Source organism: Leptolyngbya sp. NK1-12 (genome assembly GCF_032598965.1).
In the GTDB taxonomy this organism is placed as follows: domain Bacteria; phylum Cyanobacteriota; class Cyanobacteriia; order Elainellales; family Elainellaceae; genus Elainella.
Genome location: NZ_CP053587.1, coordinates 932,852 through 957,036, shown reverse-complemented (window position 1 = coordinate 957,036; position 24,185 = coordinate 932,852). Strand labels below are relative to the sequence as shown.

Below are 24,185 nucleotides of genomic sequence, written 5' to 3'. Positions count from 1 at the left end.
AGCACTTACTCATGGCAGCTCTAAACACACTGGCGATAGCCTAATGGCAGGCATAGCGGCTTTCTCGTAGAGTATCCGCTGCTATACAAGCCAAGTCGGCTACTCGGTTGAGCCGAGTCGGAACGTCCTGCGCCGCCTATTCGTTTGGTTCAGTAACCCGCGAAGGCGGGTTTGGTCTTTGTAGGCACGACTTCGAGCCGCCGGCGACTCGAGTTTTATCAGTCAACCAGGATTGAGTGATTAGCAGGTTACTCTCGGCTAATTGCTTCGGCTAAAGCAACTCTAGTGCGAGCTACTAACAGCCGGACTCGTTCAAGCTGAGATTCGTAGGCGGCCTGCTGGTGGGGAGATACATCAGCCGCGCTGACACTCAGGAGCTGCTCATAGGAACGAAAGATTTGAAAGGCATAGCTGGCAATGGCTACTTGCTGCTGAGATAGGGACTCGACTCGACGCACAAAATCAGCGCAGGTCGCAGAGGCAGGCAAGCCAAACACATCAGAGTAGAGCGGGGGAAGTCGATCTGTTCGATGCCGCAGGGCCGAGAGCATTTTTGCCGCTTCCCCTGAAATTTCACCATCAAAATCGGCAAGTACATTCAGGACAGCTAACAGCAACGAGGGGGTAGATTTACGATGAAAAAAAGGTGCCATGATTTGCTCTGATTATCTATCGACTATCTATCTAAAAGGCGAGTGGAAGCCGCTTCCGGCAATTGCACAGTCACAAATCCCCGCGTTTTCCCGGCTGTAGTATCCATCGTATTCATAGCCTGCCACAGGGTAGCGGCCTCAACCCAAACCGGCGGATATTTGTAGCGAGCTACATCCAGGATCAAAAAGCGGTCGGTTTCTTCGTGATAGGCCGCCAGAGGAGAGATATGGCCGCCTCGCTCCTGACCCATTTCGGCTCGCAGATAGTTAATCAAAATAAAATTTTTGGGCTGTTTCAAGTTGGCTGCTGCTAACTGGCGAAACTCATCCAATGTGGTATCCGCCGCATGATAAACCGTGGCCTCAACCGAATAGCTGGCGAGCAGTTGGCCCAATTGGTCGAGCGTGATGCCCTGTCGAGACACCACATCCGGACTCAATACTTGGCGGGTCGTTGGATTCTCAAAAAAGTTTTCTTGGGTAAACACATGATAGGGGGCATACTGGGGCGCGGCTGGAGCAGGAATAGCCAGACCATTGAGCACCATTACCATGCTGGCAACGCCGCAATAAGCCTGATTGATCTGAGTAACAAATTGGGTACTGAGAGTCCAAAAATCGTCTCTTGACTGGCTCTCCAACAGCAACTCTTCCCCCTGGGCCGAATCAAAGCCAATCAAATGAGCAGGCAACGGCAGCGTCTGGGCAGTCACTACTCCACCCGCCAGCCCCAGAGCCAGCATGACTCCTTGTGACACATGCAAGATCAAATTCCTCTGGACAAACTTGACCCACTGGCGGGCAGGATGGATTTCCATAGTTAGCTCCCCTAAATGATTTTGGGTTTTAGGAACTACTCAAAACTCAACACGTAAAACTAGCCGGACAAATCATAACCTGGCCTAGGTTAGATTTCCACCTGTTCAACTCAACTTTAATTTTGCTCATAATTCTGGCCAGACAAGTTCAAGCCAATTTGGACCCAGTTTCGAGCTGAATATCGATATTCAGTGCTATATTCAGTGCTTCGAAGCTTGGGATTTTCTAGAATTTTGTGATTTGCTCTGACTATTTCTGGGTAGAATATGAGCCATTCAGCTCAGGGCAGATGTTGGCCATAGCTATTCAGTCAGCAGGTAACTGCTCTTAATTACCGCTCTTACTAAGGAGAGCAGTGAATGATGAATAGTGTTTCGGTGTGGGGTGTGGGGTGTGGGGTGTGGGTGTTGACTATAAAGCGCTCCAGTTAGTAATTAGAGAGCAGCCGAATATCGCATAAAGCTTGAACTCCAAACCTCCAACCCAGTTTCTAGTCTGTTTTCCCATAGTCACAGAGAGGATTTATCGCATGAGCCACATTTTTTCAGTTTTTAACCAGGCCGGAGGCGTGGCCAAAACGACTCTCGCCATGAATCTTGGCTATGAATTAGCCCAATTGGGGCAACGAGTGCTTTTGGTAGATTTCGATCCGCAGGGCACGCTCACCATTTTTATGGGAATCGAAGGGTGGGATCTGCCTGCTACGATTTACGATTGCCTGATTGCCAATCGGCCTGCCACTGACGTGATTCATTCAGCCCACGGTATCGATATTCTGCCCGCTAATTTAGCCTTAGGCAAAGCAGAACTAGAGCTGTACCATGCTCCGATGCGGGAACAAAAACTGCACCGCGTGCTGGAGCCACTCAGCGAGGCTTATGATCTGGTGATCATTGACTGTCCCCCCAGTCTCGGGGTCATTAGCTATTTAGCTTTGGTGACAGCAGATTATGTAATTGTGCCGCTGGAATGCGAGTACAAATCCTATCAAGGTACCGATCTGTTACTGCAAACCATTGGTAAAATTCAGCAGGAAGCCAATCCAGAGCTGAAGATTGCCGCCTTTGTACCCGTGAAGGTATCGCTACAAAAATCTCAACACCAGCGGGTGCTAGCTGCCATCGACTCACAACTTGCCCAAATCGCGCCGATTGCTTCTCCCATCCCCGACGCGATTGCCTTCGCCGATGCCTCAGAGCGCTGCCTGCCCCTCTCCCTTTACGATCGCCGACATCGAGCCGTCGAGCCGTTACGCAATCTGGCCAAGCAGATTCTCTCTATTGCAACGACCGGCCAAGTGGAGGTACTCCATGCCTAGATCAACATCGAAAAAAACCGAGCAGCCCTATCGCCGCTTGCGCAATACCAGCAACATTCTTTCCCTTTACGAGACCAGCAGCGAGGCCACCTCTAGCGACACCCCACCCCACGAAACCGACGTGCTTACCCTGCGCTTGCGCGACATCTACATCAAGCCAAATCGGGTGCGCAAGTACTTTGATTCAAACGCTTTGAGTTCCCTCGCCAATTCGATGCAGACCCATGGCTTCATTGGCACCATCGTTGTACGCCCCAATCCCAACGAAACCCAAGCCCTAAGTCAACCCTACGTACTAGTGGCAGGAGGCAGACGCTATGCAGCAGCGAAGCTAGCAGGGCTAGAAACCCTGCGGGCAATCGTAGCCGATTTAACCGAAGAGCAAGCCCTAGAATTTGAGCTAATTGAAAATCTACAACGCGAGGATCTCAACCCGATTGAAGAAACCAAGGGGATCCTACAACTGTTGTCCAAACGGCTGCAACTAGAGGAAACTCAAGTAATTGCGCTGTTTCAACGCCATGCCTACCTGCAACAGAATATCGATATTCAGAACACTGATGCTGAGTTTGGCCAGCATTGGCAAACCATCGAACAGTTGTTTGAGGTCATCGGTAAGTTCACCCCCGATAGCTTCCGCGTCAACCGCCTGCCGCTCTTGAATCTGCCAGAGCCGATTTTAGTTGCCGTTAGTCAGGGACAGTTGGAGTACTCCAAAGCTCGGCTAATTGCGCGAGTCAAGGATGAGTCGATACAGGGCCGCCTGCTGCAACAGGCCATTGACGAAGGATTGAGCCAGGCTCAGATTCAGCAAACCATCCAACAGCTAAATCAGCAGCTAGATCAGCAATCTAGGTCAAAGACGCCAGCTCAGTTGCATCAGATCCAAACTCGCGCCACCGGCATTGCCAAAACCCTTAAGAAATCTCAAGTCCTCGCCTCCCTCTCCAAACGCGACCAGGCTAAAGTCGAGAAGCTGCTGGATCAGCTCTGGGAGATTATCTCACCGGAGAAGGAGCAATAGGCGAAGGCAGGAGGCAGGAGTTCAACTTAGTCCGAGAGCCAAAATCGAGCCATTGCCCACCTACGCCTCAACAGCAGGCTAGTTGGGGAAGGCTGCTTTAGGCGCAGCCTTCTCGCAGAGTAGCAGACTCGACAAGGGGTTTAGTTCACTACCCTGCGGGAAGGCAAGCATATGAGTAGGCTTACTGGATTAGCCCATGCTTCAGCAACGGATAGACGACGCCAGAAACGAACACAAAAAAATTCAGGCGTTGCCGAATGGGCGGATGATTCGCCCCGTTCGGCGTGAGCACTGCCCCTATGGGGCCAGAAAAATCAGTCGAACGCTCAGCCGAACGGGGGCGGTGCAAGACATCAAATTTCACCTTCATACTTTGATTCAGCAACGCCAAAATTCACAGCCTCCTAACCCATAAAGCTGATTGGAGTGCGGGTATCTGGATGAAGCGAGGTATCTATCGACGCACACGCGATGTGAAGGCACTGCAGGATTTGAATCATCATTCTGGATCGCCACTCTGAGCGGCTATTTTAGATCCTCCTTCAGTTAAGCTATTGGCTAAACAGCGGACCCAGATCTGATCTGCGGCATAGAATTCTCCCCTTGACTCCAGGGCAAAGTTGCCCAGCAAAAGCGCCAGCCAAACTTTTACTAAAGGCATCTTCAAGGCACGAATTAATTCCAGAAATGCAATTGGCTGCTCCTGCTGGCTCATCCAATCGGCGATGGCTTGGCTCCAGGCCGTGACGTTCTCATCGTGGGCTACACCTAGTGCCTGCTGTTTTTCTACTTCCGTCGCTTCAAGCGCAGTCACCATCTCCAGCACTTTCTGTTTGTCTACTACGCCAGCCACCGATTTATCTGGCCGTGAAACCGTGGAATTAGGTGCAGCAGGACGGCTTCGCTGCCGAGTTTTGACTAGTTCTGCCAGATCGAGATACATCGTGCGCTGGATCAACCCAGCTAGCAAATCTTCTTCCAGGACGGGGCCATCATCATTGTGCTGATCCTGCCAGTCACCCAACAATCGATCCGCTTTGCTGGCATGGAGTTCGGCAAGCTGCACTAGAACGGTACCGGCGATTTGGAGCTGTTCTGCCTCAGACAGACCAGGCAGCATGCGTTCTACCAACTGCCAGAGCGCTACGATATTTGCTACTTCTGGACAAGTCAACGCATGTCGATACGCTTCTACAAACTGCGAACCCAATGGCGCTTCCATGACGAAATTCAAGTTGAACTCAAGCCATTCTAATGATTCAGTTCCAATCCTTGCCAGTCAATTCTACAGTACTGCCAAGATTACATCACTTTTCACGTTCCATTCACTCTTCCTCCGTCGAGCTGTTATTACACTAATTCTTACACTATAATTGGCTATCACCCTAGTACCGCAATTATCTTAAGTTGAGGCAACGGCAATGGCGCGTCCGATCAATCCAAAATGCTGGGAATGCAGCCTGCTCGATAGTAAAACGGCTAAAGCACTGCATGGAGAGACCGGAGATGGCTGCTGGGATGATCGGATCTGCCATCGGCGGCGGTCCCACTACCGCAACCGAGCCGACAATAACCAGAAGCGGAAAGGGCAGTACATCTCGGTGAAGGCAAGCCATAGAGAAGCACTGCGGGATCGAGATGCTGTTAAACCGGCTGCGCCCCCGGTCGCATTGCTCTACCTATATCGAGAGCCACGTAGAGATGCTCACTTACATGCGTTAGCGATTACCATCTGGCAGGGAGACCAAAAGCTCAAGGAGTTTCCACCAACCCACTGTATGGGGATGACCAACAGCCAGGTAAGGCAATACCTACAAACCGTTTTGCAAGACTTAAATCAAACCTATGGCATCAAGACCTTTGAGCCAGAAATTCGCTATGACCCCAGTTTCTGCCCAATCGAACCTTGTCCTCTCAAATCTCTGTAGTAATCAACATATAACTCAACCAAAAAATTCAGAAGCCGGATTTGGATCCAACTTCTGAGCTGTAGAACTTCAATTAGGCTTTACATAAACTGGTTCTTATAGCGTATCTAAGCTTCTCTAGGCCTAGATCTAGCCTAGGGGCCAAACTAGGGTTAAGCTAGCTGGTCACCAGTGTACTTTTTCACGATTTCACGATTAACTGTTGGTGATAAACGAGTGCTTCCGTTTATTATATGAATGAGCATTTAGGAGTGAAAAGCTGAGGGCATTTTCAGGAACATTTAGGAACATTTAGGAACATTTAGGATAAAGCAACTCTGGGACCAGTTGAAAATTCGAATCTAGGGCTAGAGACTATAATGCTGTTATGCTGCCCATCTGGAGGTTGTGATGCCGTCGCCGTTTCCGGGAATGGACCCCTATCTGGAAGGCTATTTGTGGCCCGACGTTCACAATGCTTTGGCTAATAAGATTCGCCAGCAGTTGGTTCCATTGCTCCGTCCCCGTTACACAGCGCGTTTAGAAATCTATCTGGTCGAAGATACCGCTCCTGAAGAGGAAGTTGGCATTCTTTATCCAGATGTTGAACTGCTGAAACGGGGATCATCAAAGCAATCTAGTTTACCAATCGCAGAAGTCACTGCAACTGACGGCAGAGCAGTGCAACTCACTCCTGCTCCCCTGACGCTGCCTGTGCTTTCGCCAATTGAAGTGCGAATCGCAACAGTGGAGATCCGTGATACGGTAAACAACACACTAGTTACCTGTATTGAAATCCTATCTCTCAACAAGCGAGAACCAGGGTTGACAGCCTATCGCCAAAAACGTCAACGACTGTATCAGTCTAATGTGCATTTGGTGGAAATTGACCTCCTACGACGCGGAACAAGATCGTTTAATCATCCGCGATTGCCGGATACAGCTTACCTGGTTACGGTCACTCGTGCTCAGTTAGGAGTGATAGAGATTTGGCCCATTAACTTACAAGATTCACTACCAACGGTTCCAGTGCCCTTGAGATCGCCTGACGCAGATGTGCCACTAGCGTTGAGCGAGGCAGTGGCAGTAATTTATGATGAGGCAGCTTACGATTTATCAATTGATTACCGCCAGCCTCCTCCTAAGCCCGCCTTAACAGAAGCTGATTCAGCTTGGATGAACGCATTACTTGCACCGTTGAGAACTGAGCCGTAATGTTAAGGGGGCTTGTCAGTTCAGCTAATCTTCTCGCCGCTCTTGATAATCCTCAGCGGATTTAGGGTCCAGTTCCCAGCGTCTATCGTCTCGCTGTTCTAGCATATCGCCCGTGCGTAAAAACGAGCGATCATCCATCTCTATACCTACAGCAGCTCCCAGTTCATCAACTACATCCTGATCTGGAGTAGCCACCGTACCGCCTACGGCTTCATCTCCCACTACGCTGGCCTGCTCATAATTAGCGTCGATATCCCCCCCGGTGAGGACAGGTTCAGGGTCGTTGTAGAGGTGGTGATCACTGCGGCGGGAGTAGCGGCCTGCTCGGTCAGTAGGTTGACCCTGGAGGCCAGTTCCATAGGATTCGGTGAGCGCTTGAGGCCGGTCATCAATCAGCTCTTCGGTGTCCTCGTCATCCTCGATGCCATCATCGTCGGCGTCTAGGTTATCGTCACTAGTGTCAGCAGCCACCGTATCAATCACGGCCCGATCCAGCTCGACTTCCTTTAAGCCTAAGTCACTTTCCAGGCTTTCTAATTCGTCTAAATTGGTCGGATCATCGCCGAGTTCTTGGTTGGCCTCTGCTTCCACATCCCGTCGGGCAGCTTCATAGCTTTTTTGATTGGCTTGATTAACTCGATTTGCTTTATCCACCATAGCCTTTAGCCTGCGAGCGCGTCTTTGTAACTGAAGATACTGGATTTTGCTTGCAGCAGAATCCCCATGCAGGTAGAAGTGATGTATTTCGAATGAGGGAGATGGGTTTCGGCACGAGGCATTCAGCTGAGGCTCACTCGAAGCCCACACTGCCCCGGAGCCAGAAAAACAGCCGAGCGGGGAGATAGCGGGTCGGGAGCGCTCAGTCGAACACCCTGCGCCGGCTACTCGTTTGGGTAAGTAATCTGCGAAGGCGGAAGAGGTCTGTGTAGGCGAGGCTTGAAGCCGCCAGCGACTAGAGTTTTGTCAGTCAACCAGGGTCAGCACACTGCTATCAACAGTTTGAGTAAATGAAATGAATTCCTACAAAAACTCCTCATTAATGCTAAGTTTCGGTGTTTCTACAATGATTGTAGAAACCTTAACTAAAAACTGTCCGAACTATTGCTTGATGAACTTCACTACTGCTGTATTATCGCAATCGCAAGTTGTCATTACCAGCGTATCTTTGCCGTTATAGTTAGCGTTGCTAGGATATACTAAGCTATTGCGTGCTGCGTTGATGTTAGCGCCTGTACCACTAAAGGTCAGAATTGACGATGCTGTTGCTGATTTTTATCTGAAGGTCAATCCAGTTGCTGTTGCCTGAGAGGCTTCAGTCACAACAAGACCAGTTCACTCTTAAATCCCCGTGATTGAAACAGTCACAGCGAATGAATTGTGTGAACTGCGAATTATTAAAATACACGTTTTTAAATTTATCTTAAGTGCCAATGTTGTCATCGAGGTATACAGAAACCAAGACTAATAATGACAAAGATTAGAGCAGGTAATTCAGATATTTATACCCTTTTTTATAATTTGGTAGAACAACCTCTAGGGGGTATTTAGATGAGGCTGCCACGGCTGCATTTTACTCTGGTGTACTACAAAACCTGTTTTTATTGTTAAGATAATAAGGCCTATGGAGTGATATCGATAGGATTAAAGTTTCTAATTTGTAAAAATTAAGCAACACGATTGAACTGTAACGATATTGAACTGTAACAATAAGCTTGTGGCCGGTTAGGCTGCGGCTTACTACCTATGGGGACTTGTCAGAGTTTTGGAGTTCCAAAATCCCTTCGGCATTTTCAGATAAGCTTTTAGCGGCAGCGGTGAAAGCGCCTATAAAGGGTGGAAAGTAAGCAGTAAGTTGTAAAGACTAAAGGGAAAGTAAAAGGTAAGTAGTATGGTTTCTTATGCACTCAAGCAGGCTCCGGAGATTATTTTGGAAGTTCCGGGGCGGGACTCGCGCAAGCAGCGCCAGCAGGCCCTGGATCAGCTGGTTGATCGGGCCAACGAAGATGAGGCGTTGCGAGCCAAGTTGGCTGATGGGGCAGGGCATGACGATTTGATTGTGGTGACTGAACAGGTACCTACTGTTACTAAAGAGCCGGATCCAGATGACACCACGGTTGAAGATGTCAAAACGCTGGTGCAGGCGATCGTCAGCTATGGTTTTATGCGGGTGAGGCTAGAGCAAGACCGGCAAGAGGCGCAGGCGGTGTTGAAAGAACTAGAAGCAATTTTCGATCCCAAACTTGAGCTAACCGAGGAAATGGTGGCTGAGCTGAAGAAAAAATCAAAGCTGCTGATCAGCTACGCCGAGAATAAAGCTGCGTTTGGTGATGTGCGCGCCAATGCCGAACAGTCACAAACCAAACTGGAGAAAATTTTGGAACTGGAACGCAGCGCCATGAGGTAAATCGAGTCCTCACTTGTAGCTTTGGCTTTACTTACGGCGAGGCAGGGAGATGATTTTGGTGTTAGTTGGCTGGGTCTGGGGAGGAGAATCCGCTTCGGCTGCTTCAGAAAAGCGATCAAACCAGTCGTGCAGCAGCAGGTAAAAGCAGGGGATGATGAACAGCGTCAGTAGGGTAGCTAGGGCGAGACCGGAGAATACGACGATTCCCAAGGGCTGAAGAAATTCTCCGCCCTGTCCCAAGCCAAGCGCTAGCGGAAACATGCCTACCACAGTCGTGATGGTAGTCATCAAGATAGGGCGCAAGCGTTGCGGCGCTGCTTTTAAGATGGCAGTGCGTCGGCTCACCCGCTCTCCTTCATAGATCTGATTCGCTAGCTCCACCATGATGATGGCATTATTGACCACAATGCCTACCAACAGAACGGCTCCCACAATCACTGTGGCTCCCACTGCTGTTTGGGTAATGAACAATCCCCAGATGCCGCCTGCTAATGCCAACGGTAGCGTGAACATAATCACGAACGGATCAATCAACGAGTTGTACTGTACGGCCATCACCACAAACACCAGGAAAGCAGCTAACCCACCCAACACTGGCAGGGCCGACTGAATCTCCCGGTTGCTTTGGGCCGCAGCACTGGGCAAACGGCTGACGCCATCAGGGAGATCGAGGCTGCTGATCACCTGATCCACTTCCTGCAACGCTTCTCCTAAACTGGCAGATTCATTCAGGCTGCCGGCCAGCAGAAATACCTGCCGCTGGTTGATCCGCTGAATTTCTCCAGGAGCTTCGCCGGGCTGGATCTGGGCGACATCGCCTAGCCTGATCAGCTGATTATCTTCGGTGAAGAGGGGCAGGGCACGCAGTTGAGAAGGGCGTCGAATCGCATCTTCGTTGAACTCTACCCGCACATCCACCAGTCGGTTGCCTCGCTGAAGTTGGGTCGGTATGGAACCCTCAATCGCGGTAGTCAACACATCGCCTACATCCTGAATATTGATATTCAGATCGGCAGCTCGTTCGCGATCGAGGCGAATTTGAACTTCTGGCTGTCGCCGGTCGGCATCGGGGCGAAAGCTGGAGAGGGTGGCCTGCTGTTCCAAGGCTCTAAGCACCTGCAGTCCTGCCTCTTCTAGGGTCCTGGCATCATTGCCTTGCAGAATCACGTCAATTTCTGCACCGCGGACCGGCGAGTTATTGAGAATCAAGCCGCGCACTTCACCCGGGCTGAGCCGCAGGCGAATATCGACCAGATTGAGCTGATTAAATTCCCGATTGACCTTGGCAATGTATTCCTCCACATCTGTGCCCGGTTTCAGCGTGATCGTGCTAGAGCTACGCAGAGCGTTTTCGCTGGTGTTGCTGCCAAACAGAAACCCACCCACGGTAGTGAACACGTATTCAGTTTCGGGTTGGGCCAGCAAAATCTGATCCACCGTATTCATGACTCTGCGATTGGCGTCGAGGGGAGTTCCGGGCGGAAACTGAGCGACTAAGCGGGCCTGTCCGGTGTTAATGCGTGGCAAAATCTCCTGGGGAATTCGTCCTAGCATTAGCAAACTGCTGCCACCCAGGAGCAGAAAGGTGAAGACAATCACAAGTACTCGCTGCCGCAGAATTCGCATGAGCAAGCGGGTGTAACCGCGTGTGGCCGCTGTGAACCGGCGGTTGAACTCCCGTAGAAACCAGAATTGATCGATACCGCTAGTTTTTCGAATCGCCAGTAAGCGAGAGGCCAGCATTGGCACCACGGTAACGGCAACGAGAATGGAGGCAGCAACGGCAAAGCTAATGGTTAGGATCAGCTCATTAAACAGCAGGGCAATGAAGCCGCCAATCAGTAAAAACGGCAGTACCGCCACGAGATTGGTAGCAGTCGAGGCCACCAGCGCCGATTCTACAGATTGTCCGCTGCGGGCGGCTTGTTCAATCAGCTGTTTTTGGGATAGTCGAGTGCGCGTATCTTGACCAGGTGTCATGCCGGCATCTTCTGCAATGGTTTCCAGCATCACAATCGAGTTGTCTACCACGATGCCAACGCCTAGGGCCAACCCTCCCAAGCTAAACACGTTCAGCGATAAGCCAAACAGTCTCATCAAAATGATGGCGGTCAGCGTTGCTAGGGGAATAGCGACGATAATAATCAGCGTTTGCCGCAGCGAACCCAGGAACAACAGCACCGCAACGCCAGCCAAACCAGCCCCCACCAGCCCTGCACTAGTCACGTTAGAAATGGCATTTTGAATGAATACTGACTCGTCTAGAGTGGGAATCAGCTGCATGTCTGCTGGAATCACCCCAGCTTGGCGCAATTCCTCGATCCGCCGTTTTACTTCCTGTACCACTTCGATCGTGTTGGCATCCGGCTGCTTTTGAACGCTGACTTTGACAGCTGGCTCCTGATTGAGAGAGACAAAAATCCGCTGTTGTTCGGTCCCATCAATCACTTCAGCAAAGTCTCGCAAGTAAACACGCCGCACCCGACTGGCCGAATTGGCCGAAGTAGTGCTGGCTGCTGCGCTAGCGGAGCCGGGTTCTGTCTGATTTTGGCCGCTGGCGACTGGAAACGATAGATTCTGGATTTCTGCGGCTTCACGAAAGCGCCCCACGGCTCGCGTCAAGGGTTCAGATTGCTCTCCCAAAATCCGACCGCCTGACACGTCTTGGTTGGCTTCTTCTAGCTCGGTCAGCACATCGTTGAGTCCTACTCCCAGCGACTGCAATCGATTGAGGTCGAGAATCACCCGCACCTCTTCGGTAACGCCTCCCGACACATCCACCGCGGCTACACCTTCCACTACGCCTAGCTCGCGCGCCAGTTCTTCGTCGGCAAACACGCGCAAATCAACAGACTGCATAGATGGGGACGCCAGCGCCAGTTCGTAGACCGGCAACTGGGAGGGGTCCACCTTGAAAATTCGCGGCGCTTGTACGGTATCGGGTAGGTTGGCTCTAGCTCGGTTAAAGGCGGCAGTGGCATCGTTGAGAGCCTGATCAATATTGCCACCGGGTCGGAAGTACAAATCGATGCTGGACTGGCCTTCGCGGGTTTGGGAATAGACCTGCACTACGCCTTCGGTTGCCGACAGTGCTTCTTCTAGCGGCCTCGTAACTTCATCTATGGCCACTTCTGGTGAAATTCCTGGAATATCGACCCGGACACCGATGCGGGGATAGGTGATAGAAGGTAACAGATCAACTTGCAGATTAAAAATAAAGAAGACTCCGACAACGATTGTGGCTAAGGTCAGCATCAAAGTCCCGATATGCTGACGAATCGCCGTCCTGCTGATGCTGAAGGAGGATTTGGGAGTCTGCATGGTTGTGTTGGGTGGCTGGGTAGTGGGTCGTTTTGATTTACTGTTTTGATTCTTTTTAATTGGCTGTTTAATTGGCTGTCTAATCGGCTGTTTAATTGGCTGAAGTTAATTGGCTGGAGCGGTTTGGGAGAGGATGCTGAGGCGCACAGGAGCACCGTTCTGCAAGGCTCCGCTGCTGCGTACTACAAATTCTTCTCCGGGATTCAGTCCGGCTAAAATTTCGACTTGCCCATCGGCGCGGTTGCCTAGCTTGACCTGGCGGCTGGTAACTGTGGCTCCCTCATTCTGACGCCGTACCACAAACAGAGTTGCTGATGACTCGCGCTCAGAAGCGGCTGGATCGTTAGCTGAAGGCGGGTTAGCCGCAGTTGGGTTAGCTAAAGTTTGCGGTGCTGAAGATTGGGCTGGAGAGGCATTGCCCTGGTTGCCCTGATCGCCTTGATTGCCCTGGTTCTCCGAACTGGTTCTAATCTGCACGGCGGTTTCTGGCACAACAACCCGCTGAGCCTGCGGTTGCTCAAAGCTGACGCGAGCTAATAGGCCGCTGCCAATACGTCTGTCTGGATTGGGAATGGTGACTTCGATAGGCACTAGACGGGCTGTAGGATCGGCGGCTGGCGATACTTGCGTCACACGCCCCTGGAATACCTGATCAGGAAAGGCATCGAGCCGCACTTGGGCTGGTTGGCCAACGCGCACGTTAGCGAGTTCTAGCTCTGAGAGCTGCACTTCTACTTTCACCTGGCTCAGATCGCCCAGCCGCAGAATTTCGCTGCCAGGTTGGGCTAAATCTCCTGGCTCTAAAGTTCGTTCCAGAACAGCGCCATTCACCGGAGCCGTGAGTGTGGTGTAGGACTGCCGCCGTTGAGCTTGGGTCACCAGCGCGGTTTGGGAAGTGACTCGTCGCTGGGCTGCTTCTACAGCTCGTTGCCGATTTCGCACCTGCTGCTGAGCTGACCGCACCGCTTGTTCTGCTGTGGCTGCTGTCGTGCGGGCCTGTTCCACCGCCTGTTCAGAAACGGCTCCAGAGCGAAACAACTCTTCTAGACGAGTAGCGTCTGATTGGGCCTGTTGCAGTTCTAGCTGAGCTTGCTCGACCTGGGTTTGAGCATCGTTCACCTCGGCTTGCAAACTAGCGACCTCTGACTGTCGGGCTGCTACTTCCGCATCAGCTTCTACCACGGCTGCCGTCAGAATGGCGTCATCCAGCTGGGCCACAATCTGCCCTTGCCGCACCGGGTTGCCTACATCCACAGCCACATCCAGCACCTGCCCCTCCACCTGCGAACGCACCGAAATTTCCCGGTAGGGCAAAGTGGTACCGGTGTAGGCTAGTTCAGCTTCAATCTGCCCAGTTTGAGCTACGGCCACATCTACCGCTACAGGCCCTGGTTGACGCTGTTCGGAGGATTGGGTCTGGGCTTCTCCCGGTGGAATCAGGCTACATCCGCTAGGAAAGAGCAACAGCCCAGCTAGGCCCAGCGACCCCAAGACTAGGCGTAGCCTCGCAACATTACTACACATAGAACCATAGGAATCGAGTTTCATGCTCTGGTTTACCCCTGAAGTTCGGAACAGTTAGCGTTACAAGTGATGGTTGGCCGCGGTTATAAATGGCTGTAGATACGGTTACAAACAAGGTGACAATGGTTGGGAACCGTGCGAATTGTTACTGACTCGCTTTAACTGACTCGCTTTAATAGTTTGGCAACTGCAAGCAATTGGGTAAATGCCTAGAAAGATAGATAAATTGCCGCTTTTACTTTGCTCTTACTTTTTGCTTTTACTTTAGTGTTGAACTTTATTTTTAAATTCGTTGCTACTGCTCTGCCAACATCGCTCAGCTTATTTTGTGTTACATAGAATACCAAGTAATTTCTAGAAGCCCCTGCTGTTGATTGAAACAGTCTAGAATGATCGCGGGCCTGCTAATTGGATTACAATTTTGTAATCTTTCTCAATGAACTGTAAGAAAATCGCTAGAGTGGCGGTGGAGCTATCCTGGAGAAGACGCAAGAATCCTCATAGCCAGAGCCAGAGCCAGGGATGGGATTAAGCCATTATGCACATCCTGTTTGTAGAAGATGAGGCAAAAATTGCTAACTTTGTTCAGGCTGGGTTAAAAGAGCAAGGCTTTGTCGTGGACTATTGCGATCACGGAGACGAGGGCTATGGGCGAGCCATGAACAATGCCTACGATGTGATCGTGCTGGATATTATGGTGCCGGGAAAGGACGGCCTTTCGATTCTGAAACACCTGCGTCGGGCCGGACGCAATGTGCCGGTAATTTTGTTGACAGCTCGCAATGAATTAGACGACCGTTTAGAGGGATTAAACCTGGGAGCCGATGATTACATTGCCAAACCGTTTTTTGTTGAGGAACTCGTAGCCCGGATTCATGCAGTTGTGCGACGAACTACCGGCGAGCGCCAGAATGTCCTGGCCGTTGGTCCGATTAAGCTGGATCGGCTGACTCGCGAAGTCAGCCGCACTGAGCAGGTGATTGAGTTGACAACCCGCGAATTCAATTTGTTGGAGTATTTGATGCGTGCTCCTGGGCGAGTGTTTACCCGCACCCAAATTCTAGAGCATGTTTGGGGCTATGATTTTAATCCCAATACAAACGTTGTGGATGTCTGCATTCAGCGACTGCGCAAAAAGGTCGATTTGGCCAACGAACCCAGCTGGATCGAAAGCGTGCGCGGCGTGGGCTATCGGTTTCGCAAACCGGAATCGTGACTGGTAAGAGCAAAGCGTCTACCAAGGAGGTTAGAGCGCGATCAGACCGATCATGAGCAAATGCTTGGCCCCTACTAACCGTAAAACCTAATCGTAAAACCTAACCGTGAGACTTCGTTCGTTTCGACTGCGCATTGCTCTGTTATCGGCTATTTTAGCCGGAACGGCTTTGGTCAGCTTTGGTTTGGTAGCTTGGCGGTTGATTTATGCTGCTAAGGTGAATCGTCTCGATGCCAGACTTGAAAGCCAGGTGATCCGCGCTACTCGCCCTCGGCTGCAAGGCCGCTGGGGGTCCTTTATTGCCTCGCTGCCCAGTGAACTAGGAGCCGATACGGATACGCCGATTGCTTTGCTGGTGTTGGATCAACAAGGCAGACGATTGTATCAGTCTGATAATTGGACTGATGACTTTAACATCAACTTGTTGTTACCGTCCTACTCTCCATTTTTTTCCGCTGTCCAGTTCAACTCACCTGGTCACTTGTCCTACGATCCAGAAAAATTTTCGTCTTCCCAACCTAACCGCAAGTTAGACACATCTCCTTCTGCAGACCGTTTACCCGACGGCACATTGCCCGATCCACAGGTCATGACGCAGCGCACGGCCACCGGAAGTTGGCGAGTGGCAGCAGTGGATTTTCCTCCAGCCCAGGCGGTGCTTGCCATTAACCTTCAAGCCATTGATCAGGAAATGGCGGCGATTCGGAATATTTTTGTGCTGGTGATTTCCGGTATTCTGTTACTGATTGCAGGCGGGGCTTGGGGATTATCTGGTAATGCACTGCATCCAATTCGCAAACTCACCAGCGCCATTCAACAGGTGACAGTCACTGGCCTCGATCAACGGGTGCCGATTGGTACTGGCGATCTCGAATTTGTTGAATTAATTCAAGTATTCAACCAAATGCTAGAGCGCCTAAGCCGCAGTTTTAAGCAAGCGTCTCGCTTCAGCGCCGATGCCGCCCATGAACTGAAAACGCCGTTGGCAATTTTGCAAGGAGAATTAGAGCATACGCTGCAACATACCGAACCCGGATCACCCATGCAGCAAAGCCTTAGTACGCTGCTGGATGAAGTCAGCCGTTTGAATAGCATTGTGCGCAAACTGCTGTTGCTATCGCTAGCCGATGCGGGCCAAATCAGTCTACACAAAGTTGAAGTCAATTTATCTACTCTGCTGACAGTGATCGTGGAAGACATCGAACTGTCAGCGCCCCATCTCGAAGTTCAAACCCACCTGCCCGCCGACCTAGCTGTTTGGGGCGATCTGGATTTATTGACGCAACTGCTGCAAAACCTGATTAGCAACGCGATTAAATACAATCTCGCCAACGGCTGGATTCGGATTGCAGGCCATCAGCAGGGAACTAATGTCCAGATCACGATCACGAATGCTTCAAAGCCGATTCCCCTACCCGATCGCAAGCGCATTTTTGATCGCTTCTATCGCGGCGATCCGGCCCGTACCCGTAAGGTGGAAGGCATTGGCCTGGGTCTCAGCCTATCGCGGGAAATTGCCCGTGCCCACAGCGGCGATCTCACCCTGGATCCAACTCCTCCCGGCCAAACGAGCTTTACCCTTGTGTTGCCCGGACGGGTGGAAGCTTCAGACACAATCACCCCAAGCAAAAATCTTTGAATTTACAACTGAGCATCTACAACTGACATCTACAACTGACATCTACAACAATGTATGTCATCTACAGAGCCATTCTGAGTTACATTGCTCGCAAACGGGGTGAAGACATAGCCTACAAGCCAGCGTTTCTACGGCTCAACGCTAGTCCTCAGACTCTCTAACCTCGGGGTTCTCGTGTAAACCATTCTGCCCAACTTGGTTTGGATGGAGCGTTCGCCAAAGCCAGGAGGTAGAAACATCGGTCTTTCTCCAAGTGCTGCAAGTCTTCTACCCTCTGATGTTAGCTCAGATGTTAGCCTAAAGAGGAAGCATCGATGAAAAAGGAGATGCAACTATGAAAACTACTGCACAGCAAATCACAAATCAGGTTGAGCCAATTGAACATAAACAAGCAGATGCGACGGTGATTGCAGGCACATCGAATGGCTTGCTGTTTCTTGATCCTCAGCAACCTTCCAAGCCACAGGTCGAACTTGCAGACAAATCCATTACTGCGCTGGCGGCAACCGCCGGTGAGATCTGGGCGATTGGCGATCATCAATCGATATGGCATCGTGACGCAGCTGGGCAATGGCATCAAGTCACTTCGGTGGATGATCTGCAACTCAACTGCATTCTGCCCATTCCTGGAGCGGTTTTGGTTGGCACCTCCGAGGCTCATTTACTGCGGATCGCAAACGGCAGTATTGACCGCATCAACTGTTTTGACCAGGTGAAGGAACGCGAGCAGTGGTACACACCCTGGGGCGGTCCTCCTGACGTGCGCTCGATGGCCGCAGGGCCAGCAGGGGAACTCTACGTGAATGTGCATGTTGGTGGAATTCTGCGCTCCTTGGATCAAGGAAAATCTTGGCAGCCTACGATCGACTTTCATGCGGATGTTCACGAAGTACGGACCGTTCCCGATCGTCCTGGCTGGGTGGTAGCAGCAACGGCTGAAGGGTTAGCAGTGAGTTCAGATCAGGGAAACTCTTGGAGCTTCGATCAAGCCAATCTTCATGCTACCTACGCCCGCGCTGTTGCAGTGAGTGGAACAACCCTTTTGATGACAGTTTCGATCGGTCCTCGCGGGGGCAGGGCTGCGATCTACCGCCGTCCGCTTGATCAACCCGGCGCATTTGAGAAATGTACCCAGGGACTACCAGCCTGGTTCTCAGATAACATCAACACGGGAACCTTATCCGCTTTAGGAAAATTAACAGTCTTTGGCACCCGTGACGGTCAAATTTTTCTTTCAGATGATGCTGGATTGACCTGGCAACAAACAGCAGCAGATTTGACGCCAATCCACTGCTTAAACCTGGGTTTAGGACTTGGTTAGTGCCAACAGTTTTTTACCGGATTAAAAAGATTCAGTCGATCGAAAATGAATTTGTTTTGATGATTAGACTTAGGTTCGTTCGCGCAGCATGTGCATCGCCCAATCCCCCTAGACCCCAGCGGGAATGAGCCTTCGGCGTAGAATAAGGGGGACTTCAAACTACGGTTGGTCCGGTTTCCCCCCTTGGGTAAGGGGGGCTAGGGGGGATCTCAACAAAATTTGCGATCTACTGAAATTACTAAGTCGATCAAGATCATTCATTTGAAGATCCGTAGGGCAAGCGTCTCGCTGGCGCGGGCAAGATGCTCGCACTGCATCTACCGTTTAATCAGATTAACCGCTTAATTGCATTCAAAAGCTGTCTTTAGCAAGAGGACAGATAGAGATAGCCAATCTAAGGTCAAGAGGAAAACCCGTTTTAGTAGGTTTCATAGTCTCTCCCAATTCGCTTGGGAAAACGCCATTAGCCATCAACAGAGGATACACATGCAATTAAGTTTGGTTCTAGTTTGGGTCACTTTATCGTTCATCGTTGTTGGAGTGATCATGCTCCTCCTGCAACCCTCACTCGATTCTAATTCACTAATCGCAATTATCAATCCCAATTATTAACTGAGGTGAAATAATGCATTATCTAGTCGCTGTTTTACCCGATCGCATCCAGGCGGAAGCTGCTTACTCAGCCTTAGAGAACGAAGGTTTGCCAAACAATCAAGTTGACATTCTAGGTAATGGCTACAAAAGTGCTGATGAATATGGCCTGATCAACCCCAACCAACAGATCAAAACTGGTCAAGCTCGCTTTTCCTGGCTCATCCCATTTGGATTTGTGGCGGGATATGCCTTTAATGTTTTAACGGGTATCGAATTGTTGCCAGCGATTGGTGCTTTTGGCAATCATTTGCTCGGCGGCATGCTAGGAGCAATTGCAGGTGGTCTGGGAGCCTACTTTGTTGGCGGGGGCACCGGGCTGCTCGTCGGCAGTGGTGATGCATTGTCCTATCGCAATCGACTCAATGCTGGCAAGTATTTGATTGTGGTGAAAGGCAGCGAAGAATTAACTGATCGCGCAACTCGCGTGCTGCGTCAGTTTGAGCCAGAGAACCTGCAAGGCTATGCTGAACCGCGTGAAACAAAAGTAACCTCAGCATAGCACCTGCGGCCAAGTTGCAGGATTCTGCAATCGATCGAGCTGATTTCGGCAAGCCAATCAGCAGAATTTAGCAAACCCATGCACCAGTAGATGCCTTAGATTGAGACAAGGATAAGCCTGCAGGCTCTCTAGAAGCTTGGCACTGTCCTTCCGGTAGGCTAGAAAATAGAGAATATCCCCCAATCTAAAAGGTAATCATGCATCTTGCCAAATTCTGTTCGGTTAGAGTTTGCCCTACTCAGTTTTTCAAAGTAGGAACGGGTCAGCTTGTACTGATTGGTTTATCGTTGCTGCTGGCCTCTCCTACCTTGGCGCAATACACACCTCCTCAAGATGAACGACCGCCCGACAACACCACAACTACAGGCCATCGAGGCGGCTGTAGCGGAGACGAAACTGTCACTCTAACGGCCCTTGCACCTCAGGGTCATGTAGGTCAAACCCAATCTACTCATCCAACTGTATCCTGGTTCGTTCCCAATTCTGAACCGCGACCCATCGAGTTTTATCTATACGAATACGGTACTAGTAACAATCCTCGTTTAGTTTACAGCACCGTTCTGGAAAGCCAGCCTGGAATGATGTCCTTGTCCTTACCAGCCGATCAGCCAGGGCTGCGACCAGGACAGACCTACAACTGGATTGTGGCTCTGCTATGCGACCCCAATCATCCTTCTAGTGCCATCGTTACCAGTGCTTTTCTGAAAGTTGCCGATGCTGCTCCTACCCCCAATCCAGCTCTCACCGGTACTGCCGATCCACTAGCGCAAGCCAGGCTCTATGCCGCAGCAGGGCTATGGTACGACGCCATCAGCACAGCCATCAATATCAACACATCCGCCGCACAAGAACTCCAGCAAGCGCTATTAAACGATTTGATTCAGGCAGAAGCTGCTACCAATCGTGAGCATAGTGATCGCCTCCAACAGGTAGTTGATGCTCAACAGCGCTCCCAATAATTTCTAGCCTTTGTTCATCCAGAAATATACCCATTCAGCAACTAATGCCTCATGCGTAATCTGCCTTGGGTCAGAATTCGACTGATGTGATAACCAGGACAAACCTCCGTCCCAGGTACGATTTAGCCGTTGTATCAGATGAAGTAGAAATAGGATGTTAAATCTGATGGAGATTGTATTCTATGAAACTGAATCACTTTAGAAAGCGGCTTGCGGTTGTAGGACGGTGGATGGCAACCTCCATGCTATTTGTAATTATGCTAGGTTTTGTTTGGCAGGGGGCTTTCACCCCTGCCGCAATCGCTGCACCATCAGCAACCTTAATTGCAGCAAACGCGGGCGATCAAGTGCAGAGCAAAGCCAGAGAAGATGCTGGACGAGCCAAAGGCTTTATCCGCGATACTGCCGACAAGGTTGAACGAACTGCCAAGCAAAACGCTCGGCGTGTGGATCAAGCCGATGAAGAAGGTGGTTTCTTTGAACGTAGAGCTAGAAAAGATGCCGCTCTGATTCAGAAACGCGCTGAAGAAGATGCCGCTCGGACTCAAAGGGCTGTAGACAAAAGCAAGAACGCAGTTGAAAGCGCAGTTGATAATATCAAGGATGCCTTCGGCAGCTAATGATATCGCTCTATTTGTGATCCAAATTAGTAGATGAGCATTGGACTAGGTTGCGTGAATGAATTCAACTGCATTACTCGACGCTTCCTAGTCCCGCAATCTACTCCAAAGTTATAGTTGAAAGCCTGCGCGTTAATTGCAAATAGCTGCAATAAACTTATATACGAGTCTGTCCGAAATTTTGTGCCAATCGAGCTGAGTTTTTGCCCTGATGGTCAATCTAGAACTGTGGGTTCTGTCGGTTAACTGTATCGAATGGTAGTGTGACGATTGTGATCTTCATCCTGATACTGGAAATCGTGCCTGAGGGAGTTACCCCCACCCTCTGGCGAGGATCTCACCTTTCGCTACTACAGAAAATAGGTTACAGAAAATAGATAATCGCACCGTAAATTCAGCGCCTTTTCCAGGTTCACTCTGCACTTGAATGCTACCTTGATGAACTTGCGCGATCGCTTGGACAATCGCCAATCCTAAACCTGTGCCGCCCGTTTTACGAGAGCGATCGCCATCCACACGGTAGAACCGATCAAAAATCCGGGTTTGTTCACTGGGTGCAATGCCAATTCCAGTCTGTTTTACGGTAACGAATGCGCTGCGATCGTGAAACTTTAAACTCACCATCACATACCCTTTGGCAGGAGTGTACTGAATTGCATTAGCAATTATTTAAATTCAGACAACGCTAAGTGATGCAAATGTGAGATTAAAGTAGCCGTTAACTGTGTCTGTAAAAATGGTGTGGTCAGAGTAGAGGTGGGCATGACGAATGTTAAGAATTCAATCTAGAGCAGCCCAGGAATTAGCTCTCGTAGGGGATAGAAAATTCGTCTGGTTGTGTTATGCTTTGAAACTAGCCATTTTCTCTTGCTATCGTAAGCTGAAACTATAGCGGGAGCTTCCTGCTGTGCGCTAGGTTTAAAGCAACAGTATTGAGACAGTATTGAGACAATGGTGTAGGGTGTTTCTGCATTTGAATCCTGAAAGCCGGATTCTATACGTCTTTTAAGTCCCTTTTACTTCCCATCCGGCAGGGGTTTTGAGATTCAAAAACTCTGACGAGTGTTCGGATAGGCTCTAGGTTGCTGTTGCCCTCACGCTGAGGACTGGAACGTCTTGAATATTGCTCGATCATTCCAACTCCTAATTCCCAATTTGCGATTAGGCGGGCGCTACCAAGTGGTTCGCCGCTTGGGTGTGGGAGGATTCAGCGAAACCTTCCTGGCCAAAGACACCCAGTTGCCCCGGCATCCCTACTGCGTGATCAAGCAGCTCAAGCCTCGCAGCCGCAACCTGAATAGCTGGCAGGTGGCAAAACGGTTATTTGATGCCGAAGCAGATGTGCTGTATCAGCTCGGCAACCACGAGCGCATTCCGCGTCTGCTAGCCCACTTTGAAGACCACCAAAACTTTTATCTGGTGCAGGAATTCATCGCTGGAGCATCCCTGCGCCAAAAGCTGCACCCAGGCCAACCTTGGCCAGAAGCTCGGGTTGTGGCTTTGATGCAAGACATTCTGCAAATTTTGGTCTATGTCCATGCTCAGAATGTGATTCATCGAGACATCAAGCCTTCTAATCTGATCTGCCGAGCTAGCGATGGCCGCATCGTGCTCATCGACTTTGGGGCCGTGAAACAGGTCAGCCTTCGGACTGAGGTGAATCATCTGCCTCATCCAGACCATTCTGTCACCATCTCGATTGGCACGCATGGCTATATGCCGATGGAGCAGGCGAACGGGATGCCACGGTTCAATAGCGACATCTATGCGGTTGGCATGATTGGCATCGAAGCCCTAACTGGCATGCGCTCTAGTCAGTTTCAGCGAGATAGTCAAACTGGAGAACTGCTCTGGCGTCAGGCATGGCAGCAGAACCGATCAGATGCTGCGATTCCGGTCAGTCCAGATCTCGCAGATATTCTGGATGGCATGGTGCGCTGCCACTTCAAAGAGCGTTATCAAACGGTGCAGGAGGTTCTACAAGCCATCGAAGTATGGTTGAGCCAGCGCTGCGAGATTAACTTAGACGCCGAATTAGCGGCTCTAGCCACCGATCCAGCAACTGTTGCTCCGGGAACCGCACTGCCAGCCTGGTTGGACGAATCTAGTCAGGCTAGCAGCTCCAATTTGCCAGACCCCTCATCCTTACCCCTCAGCGATTCTGCAATCGGGCTAACCGCTCCTCTCACCTCAGATGCCAGCCATTCCCCTACCAATTCGGCCTCCCAACCGGTACTTGACCCAGCTAGCATCCCAGTATCCGACTCAGAATCAGATCCAGATACTTCGGAGCCAATCTCAGAACCAATCTCAGAACCAATCTCAGAACCAATCCCGCAATTAGGCCCCGCACCAATCCCCGCACCCCTTCCCGTCACCAAACCTGAGCTGGCACCGTTGACGCAACTCACCGCTCTCAGTACTTCGGTGACTCAGAGATTCGTTGCGCTTCAGGACCACACCAGAACTTTGCTGCAGCAGTTCTCGCATCGACAGCCATTGCAGCGTCCGGCTCGTTCTGTTCCTTGGCGGATCTGGCTGGGAGCGGGTGGTCTGACGATTGCAGTGGTGGTTGTGACTAATGTTGTGCAGATCCGGTTACAGCCCCCGGTGAGTAAATCCTTGTTGGTCGAATCTCCTTGTCAGGAACCTTCTCCGTCAGCTTTGCCGTCCGGATCCCCCGACTTGGTGTATGCCAATGGCACACGCTACTACGGCTCTGTGACCAACGGTTTACCCGCTAACGGTCGAGGCAGCATGATGTTCCCCAGCGGCAACCGTTACGACGGCGAATTTAGGTCAGGTAAGCGCAATGGCTGTGGCACCTACACGTTTGCCAACGGGCGGCGCTATGTTGGACAATTTCAGGATGATGTTTTCCAGGGGCGAGGGTTGTGGCTGCTAGAAAATGGAGACCGCTACGTGGGAGAATTCCAGGCGAACCGCTGTCACGGAGAAGGAACGTTTATCTTCAGCAACGGCGATACCAAACACGGCACTTGGCGTAACGGTCAGCTCGAAGGCACCGACCTATCCTGCGACCGCTAGGACCAATTCCATAGCCAGATGCTGCGATGGCAAACCCTGCCCAG

Annotated in this window: 20 protein-coding genes; 12 read left to right on the top strand and 8 right to left on the bottom strand. The window is 50.8% G+C overall.

Annotated elements, in window-relative coordinates:
• Positions 1-248 precede the first annotated feature (248 nt).
• Together HJG54_RS32170 and HJG54_RS32165 are read right to left on the bottom strand one after the other, a co-directional pair.
• Positions 249-653 (bottom strand): hypothetical protein, encoded by a 405-nt coding sequence (locus HJG54_RS32170; RefSeq protein WP_316435879.1) that lies wholly within the window; start codon positions 651-653, stop codon positions 249-251.
• 23 nt (positions 654-676) lie between these two features.
• On the bottom strand, positions 677-1,471 hold the full coding sequence (locus HJG54_RS32165) for a phytochelatin synthase family protein (RefSeq protein WP_316435877.1): 795 nt from the start codon (positions 1,469-1,471) through the stop codon (positions 677-679).
• A 530-nt stretch (positions 1,472-2,001) separates the two neighbouring features.
• Between HJG54_RS32165 and HJG54_RS32160 the strand changes: the two genes are divergently transcribed.
• Together HJG54_RS32160 and HJG54_RS32155 are read left to right on the top strand one after the other, a co-directional pair.
• The gene (locus tag HJG54_RS32160) at positions 2,002-2,790 is read left to right on the top strand and encodes a ParA family protein (protein ID WP_316435876.1); all 789 of its coding nucleotides are present in this window, start codon (positions 2,002-2,004) and stop codon (positions 2,788-2,790) included.
• Positions 2,783-3,814: a ParB/RepB/Spo0J family partition protein gene (locus tag HJG54_RS32155; protein WP_316435875.1), complete on the top strand. Its 1,032-nt coding sequence runs from the start codon at positions 2,783-2,785 to the stop codon at positions 3,812-3,814. The genes HJG54_RS32160 and HJG54_RS32155 overlap by 8 nt, the downstream gene beginning before the upstream one ends.
• A gap of 181 nt (positions 3,815-3,995) precedes the next feature.
• On the opposite strand, the gene HJG54_RS32150 is transcribed toward HJG54_RS32155, so the two are convergent.
• Positions 3,996-4,184 carry a hypothetical protein gene (locus HJG54_RS32150; RefSeq protein WP_316435874.1) on the bottom strand — a complete coding sequence of 63 codons (189 nt, stop codon included), beginning with the start codon at positions 4,182-4,184 and terminating at the stop codon, positions 3,996-3,998.
• Positions 4,185-4,313: 129 nt separating this feature from the next.
• Complete coding sequence (locus HJG54_RS32145) at positions 4,314-5,036, bottom strand: hypothetical protein (protein ID WP_316435873.1); 723 nt, start codon at positions 5,034-5,036, stop codon at positions 4,314-4,316.
• 199 nt (positions 5,037-5,235) lie between these two features.
• Here HJG54_RS32145 and HJG54_RS32140 point away from each other — a divergent pair, with 199 nt between their 5' ends.
• Together HJG54_RS32140 and HJG54_RS32135 are read left to right on the top strand one after the other, a co-directional pair.
• Positions 5,236-5,742 carry a hypothetical protein gene (locus HJG54_RS32140; protein WP_316435871.1) on the top strand — a complete coding sequence of 169 codons (507 nt, stop codon included), beginning with the start codon at positions 5,236-5,238 and terminating at the stop codon, positions 5,740-5,742.
• A 390-nt stretch (positions 5,743-6,132) separates the two neighbouring features.
• Complete coding sequence (locus HJG54_RS32135; RefSeq protein WP_316435870.1) at positions 6,133-6,936, top strand: DUF4058 family protein; 804 nt, start codon at positions 6,133-6,135, stop codon at positions 6,934-6,936.
• Positions 6,937-6,960: 24 nt separating this feature from the next.
• On the opposite strand, the gene HJG54_RS32130 is transcribed toward HJG54_RS32135, so the two are convergent.
• Positions 6,961-7,593: a DUF6335 family protein gene (locus HJG54_RS32130; RefSeq protein WP_316435869.1), complete on the bottom strand. Its 633-nt coding sequence runs from the start codon at positions 7,591-7,593 to the stop codon at positions 6,961-6,963.
• Between the two features lie 1,231 nt (positions 7,594-8,824).
• Between HJG54_RS32130 and HJG54_RS32125 the strand changes: the two genes are divergently transcribed.
• Positions 8,825-9,340: a hypothetical protein gene (locus HJG54_RS32125; protein ID WP_316435868.1), complete on the top strand. Its 516-nt coding sequence runs from the start codon at positions 8,825-8,827 to the stop codon at positions 9,338-9,340.
• Positions 9,341-9,367: 27 nt separating this feature from the next.
• Here HJG54_RS32125 and HJG54_RS32120 read toward each other — a convergent pair whose 3' ends face one another.
• A complete protein-coding gene (locus tag HJG54_RS32120; protein WP_316435867.1) occupies positions 9,368-12,661 on the bottom strand; it encodes an efflux RND transporter permease subunit in 3,294 nt (1,097 codons plus the stop codon).
• 105 nt (positions 12,662-12,766) lie between these two features.
• Positions 12,767-14,185, bottom strand: coding sequence for an efflux RND transporter periplasmic adaptor subunit (locus HJG54_RS32115; protein WP_316435866.1), 1,419 nt, complete (start codon positions 14,183-14,185; stop codon positions 12,767-12,769).
• A gap of 538 nt (positions 14,186-14,723) precedes the next feature.
• Between HJG54_RS32115 and HJG54_RS32110 the strand changes: the two genes are divergently transcribed.
• The 6 genes from HJG54_RS32110 (at position 14,724) to HJG54_RS32085 (ending at position 21,093) form a co-directional block, all read left to right on the top strand.
• Positions 14,724-15,401 (top strand): response regulator transcription factor, encoded by a 678-nt coding sequence (locus tag HJG54_RS32110; RefSeq protein WP_316435865.1) that lies wholly within the window; start codon positions 14,724-14,726, stop codon positions 15,399-15,401.
• 106 nt (positions 15,402-15,507) lie between these two features.
• Positions 15,508-17,040 carry an ATP-binding protein gene (locus HJG54_RS32105; RefSeq protein WP_316435864.1) on the top strand — a complete coding sequence of 511 codons (1,533 nt, stop codon included), beginning with the start codon at positions 15,508-15,510 and terminating at the stop codon, positions 17,038-17,040.
• Positions 17,041-17,374: 334 nt separating this feature from the next.
• Positions 17,375-18,361 carry a WD40/YVTN/BNR-like repeat-containing protein gene (locus HJG54_RS32100; protein WP_316435863.1) on the top strand — a complete coding sequence of 329 codons (987 nt, stop codon included), beginning with the start codon at positions 17,375-17,377 and terminating at the stop codon, positions 18,359-18,361.
• A gap of 625 nt (positions 18,362-18,986) precedes the next feature.
• Positions 18,987-19,514, top strand: coding sequence for a hypothetical protein (locus tag HJG54_RS32095; protein WP_316435862.1), 528 nt, complete (start codon positions 18,987-18,989; stop codon positions 19,512-19,514).
• A gap of 197 nt (positions 19,515-19,711) precedes the next feature.
• Positions 19,712-20,473, top strand: a complete 762-nt coding sequence (locus tag HJG54_RS32090; RefSeq protein WP_316435859.1) for a DUF928 domain-containing protein — start codon at positions 19,712-19,714, stop codon at positions 20,471-20,473.
• A gap of 182 nt (positions 20,474-20,655) precedes the next feature.
• The gene (locus HJG54_RS32085) at positions 20,656-21,093 is read left to right on the top strand and encodes a hypothetical protein (protein WP_316435858.1); all 438 of its coding nucleotides are present in this window, start codon (positions 20,656-20,658) and stop codon (positions 21,091-21,093) included.
• A 312-nt stretch (positions 21,094-21,405) separates the two neighbouring features.
• Here the strand turns inward: HJG54_RS32085 and HJG54_RS32080 are convergent, their stop codons facing one another.
• Positions 21,406-21,759 carry an ATP-binding protein gene (locus tag HJG54_RS32080; protein ID WP_316437102.1) on the bottom strand — a complete coding sequence of 118 codons (354 nt, stop codon included), beginning with the start codon at positions 21,757-21,759 and terminating at the stop codon, positions 21,406-21,408.
• Between the two features lie 450 nt (positions 21,760-22,209).
• Between HJG54_RS32080 and HJG54_RS32075 the strand changes: the two genes are divergently transcribed.
• Positions 22,210-24,141, top strand: a complete 1,932-nt coding sequence (locus HJG54_RS32075; protein ID WP_316435857.1) for a protein kinase domain-containing protein — start codon at positions 22,210-22,212, stop codon at positions 24,139-24,141.
• The last annotated feature ends 44 nt before the right edge of the window (positions 24,142-24,185 follow it).

Coding starts and splice junctions, on each gene's coding strand:
- HJG54_RS32170 (WP_316435879.1), bottom strand. CDS start 653: ATGGCACCTTTTTTTCATCGTAAATCTACCCCCTCGTTGCTGTTAGCT.
- HJG54_RS32165 (WP_316435877.1), bottom strand. CDS start 1,471: ATGGAAATCCATCCTGCCCGCCAGTGGGTCAAGTTTGTCCAGAGGAAT.
- HJG54_RS32160 (WP_316435876.1), top strand. CDS start 2,002: ATGAGCCACATTTTTTCAGTTTTTAACCAGGCCGGAGGCGTGGCCAAA.
- HJG54_RS32155 (WP_316435875.1), top strand. CDS start 2,783: ATGCCTAGATCAACATCGAAAAAAACCGAGCAGCCCTATCGCCGCTTG.
- HJG54_RS32150 (WP_316435874.1), bottom strand. CDS start 4,184: ATGAAGGTGAAATTTGATGTCTTGCACCGCCCCCGTTCGGCTGAGCGT.
- HJG54_RS32145 (WP_316435873.1), bottom strand. CDS start 5,036: ATGGAAGCGCCATTGGGTTCGCAGTTTGTAGAAGCGTATCGACATGCG.
- HJG54_RS32140 (WP_316435871.1), top strand. CDS start 5,236: ATGGCGCGTCCGATCAATCCAAAATGCTGGGAATGCAGCCTGCTCGAT.
- HJG54_RS32135 (WP_316435870.1), top strand. CDS start 6,133: ATGCCGTCGCCGTTTCCGGGAATGGACCCCTATCTGGAAGGCTATTTG.
- HJG54_RS32130 (WP_316435869.1), bottom strand. CDS start 7,593: ATGGTGGATAAAGCAAATCGAGTTAATCAAGCCAATCAAAAAAGCTAT.
- HJG54_RS32125 (WP_316435868.1), top strand. CDS start 8,825: ATGGTTTCTTATGCACTCAAGCAGGCTCCGGAGATTATTTTGGAAGTT.
- HJG54_RS32120 (WP_316435867.1), bottom strand. CDS start 12,661: ATGCAGACTCCCAAATCCTCCTTCAGCATCAGCAGGACGGCGATTCGT.
- HJG54_RS32115 (WP_316435866.1), bottom strand. CDS start 14,185: ATGTGTAGTAATGTTGCGAGGCTACGCCTAGTCTTGGGGTCGCTGGGC.
- HJG54_RS32110 (WP_316435865.1), top strand. CDS start 14,724: ATGCACATCCTGTTTGTAGAAGATGAGGCAAAAATTGCTAACTTTGTT.
- HJG54_RS32100 (WP_316435863.1), top strand. CDS start 17,375: ATGAAAACTACTGCACAGCAAATCACAAATCAGGTTGAGCCAATTGAA.
- HJG54_RS32095 (WP_316435862.1), top strand. CDS start 18,987: ATGCATTATCTAGTCGCTGTTTTACCCGATCGCATCCAGGCGGAAGCT.
- HJG54_RS32090 (WP_316435859.1), top strand. CDS start 19,712: ATGCATCTTGCCAAATTCTGTTCGGTTAGAGTTTGCCCTACTCAGTTT.
- HJG54_RS32085 (WP_316435858.1), top strand. CDS start 20,656: ATGAAACTGAATCACTTTAGAAAGCGGCTTGCGGTTGTAGGACGGTGG.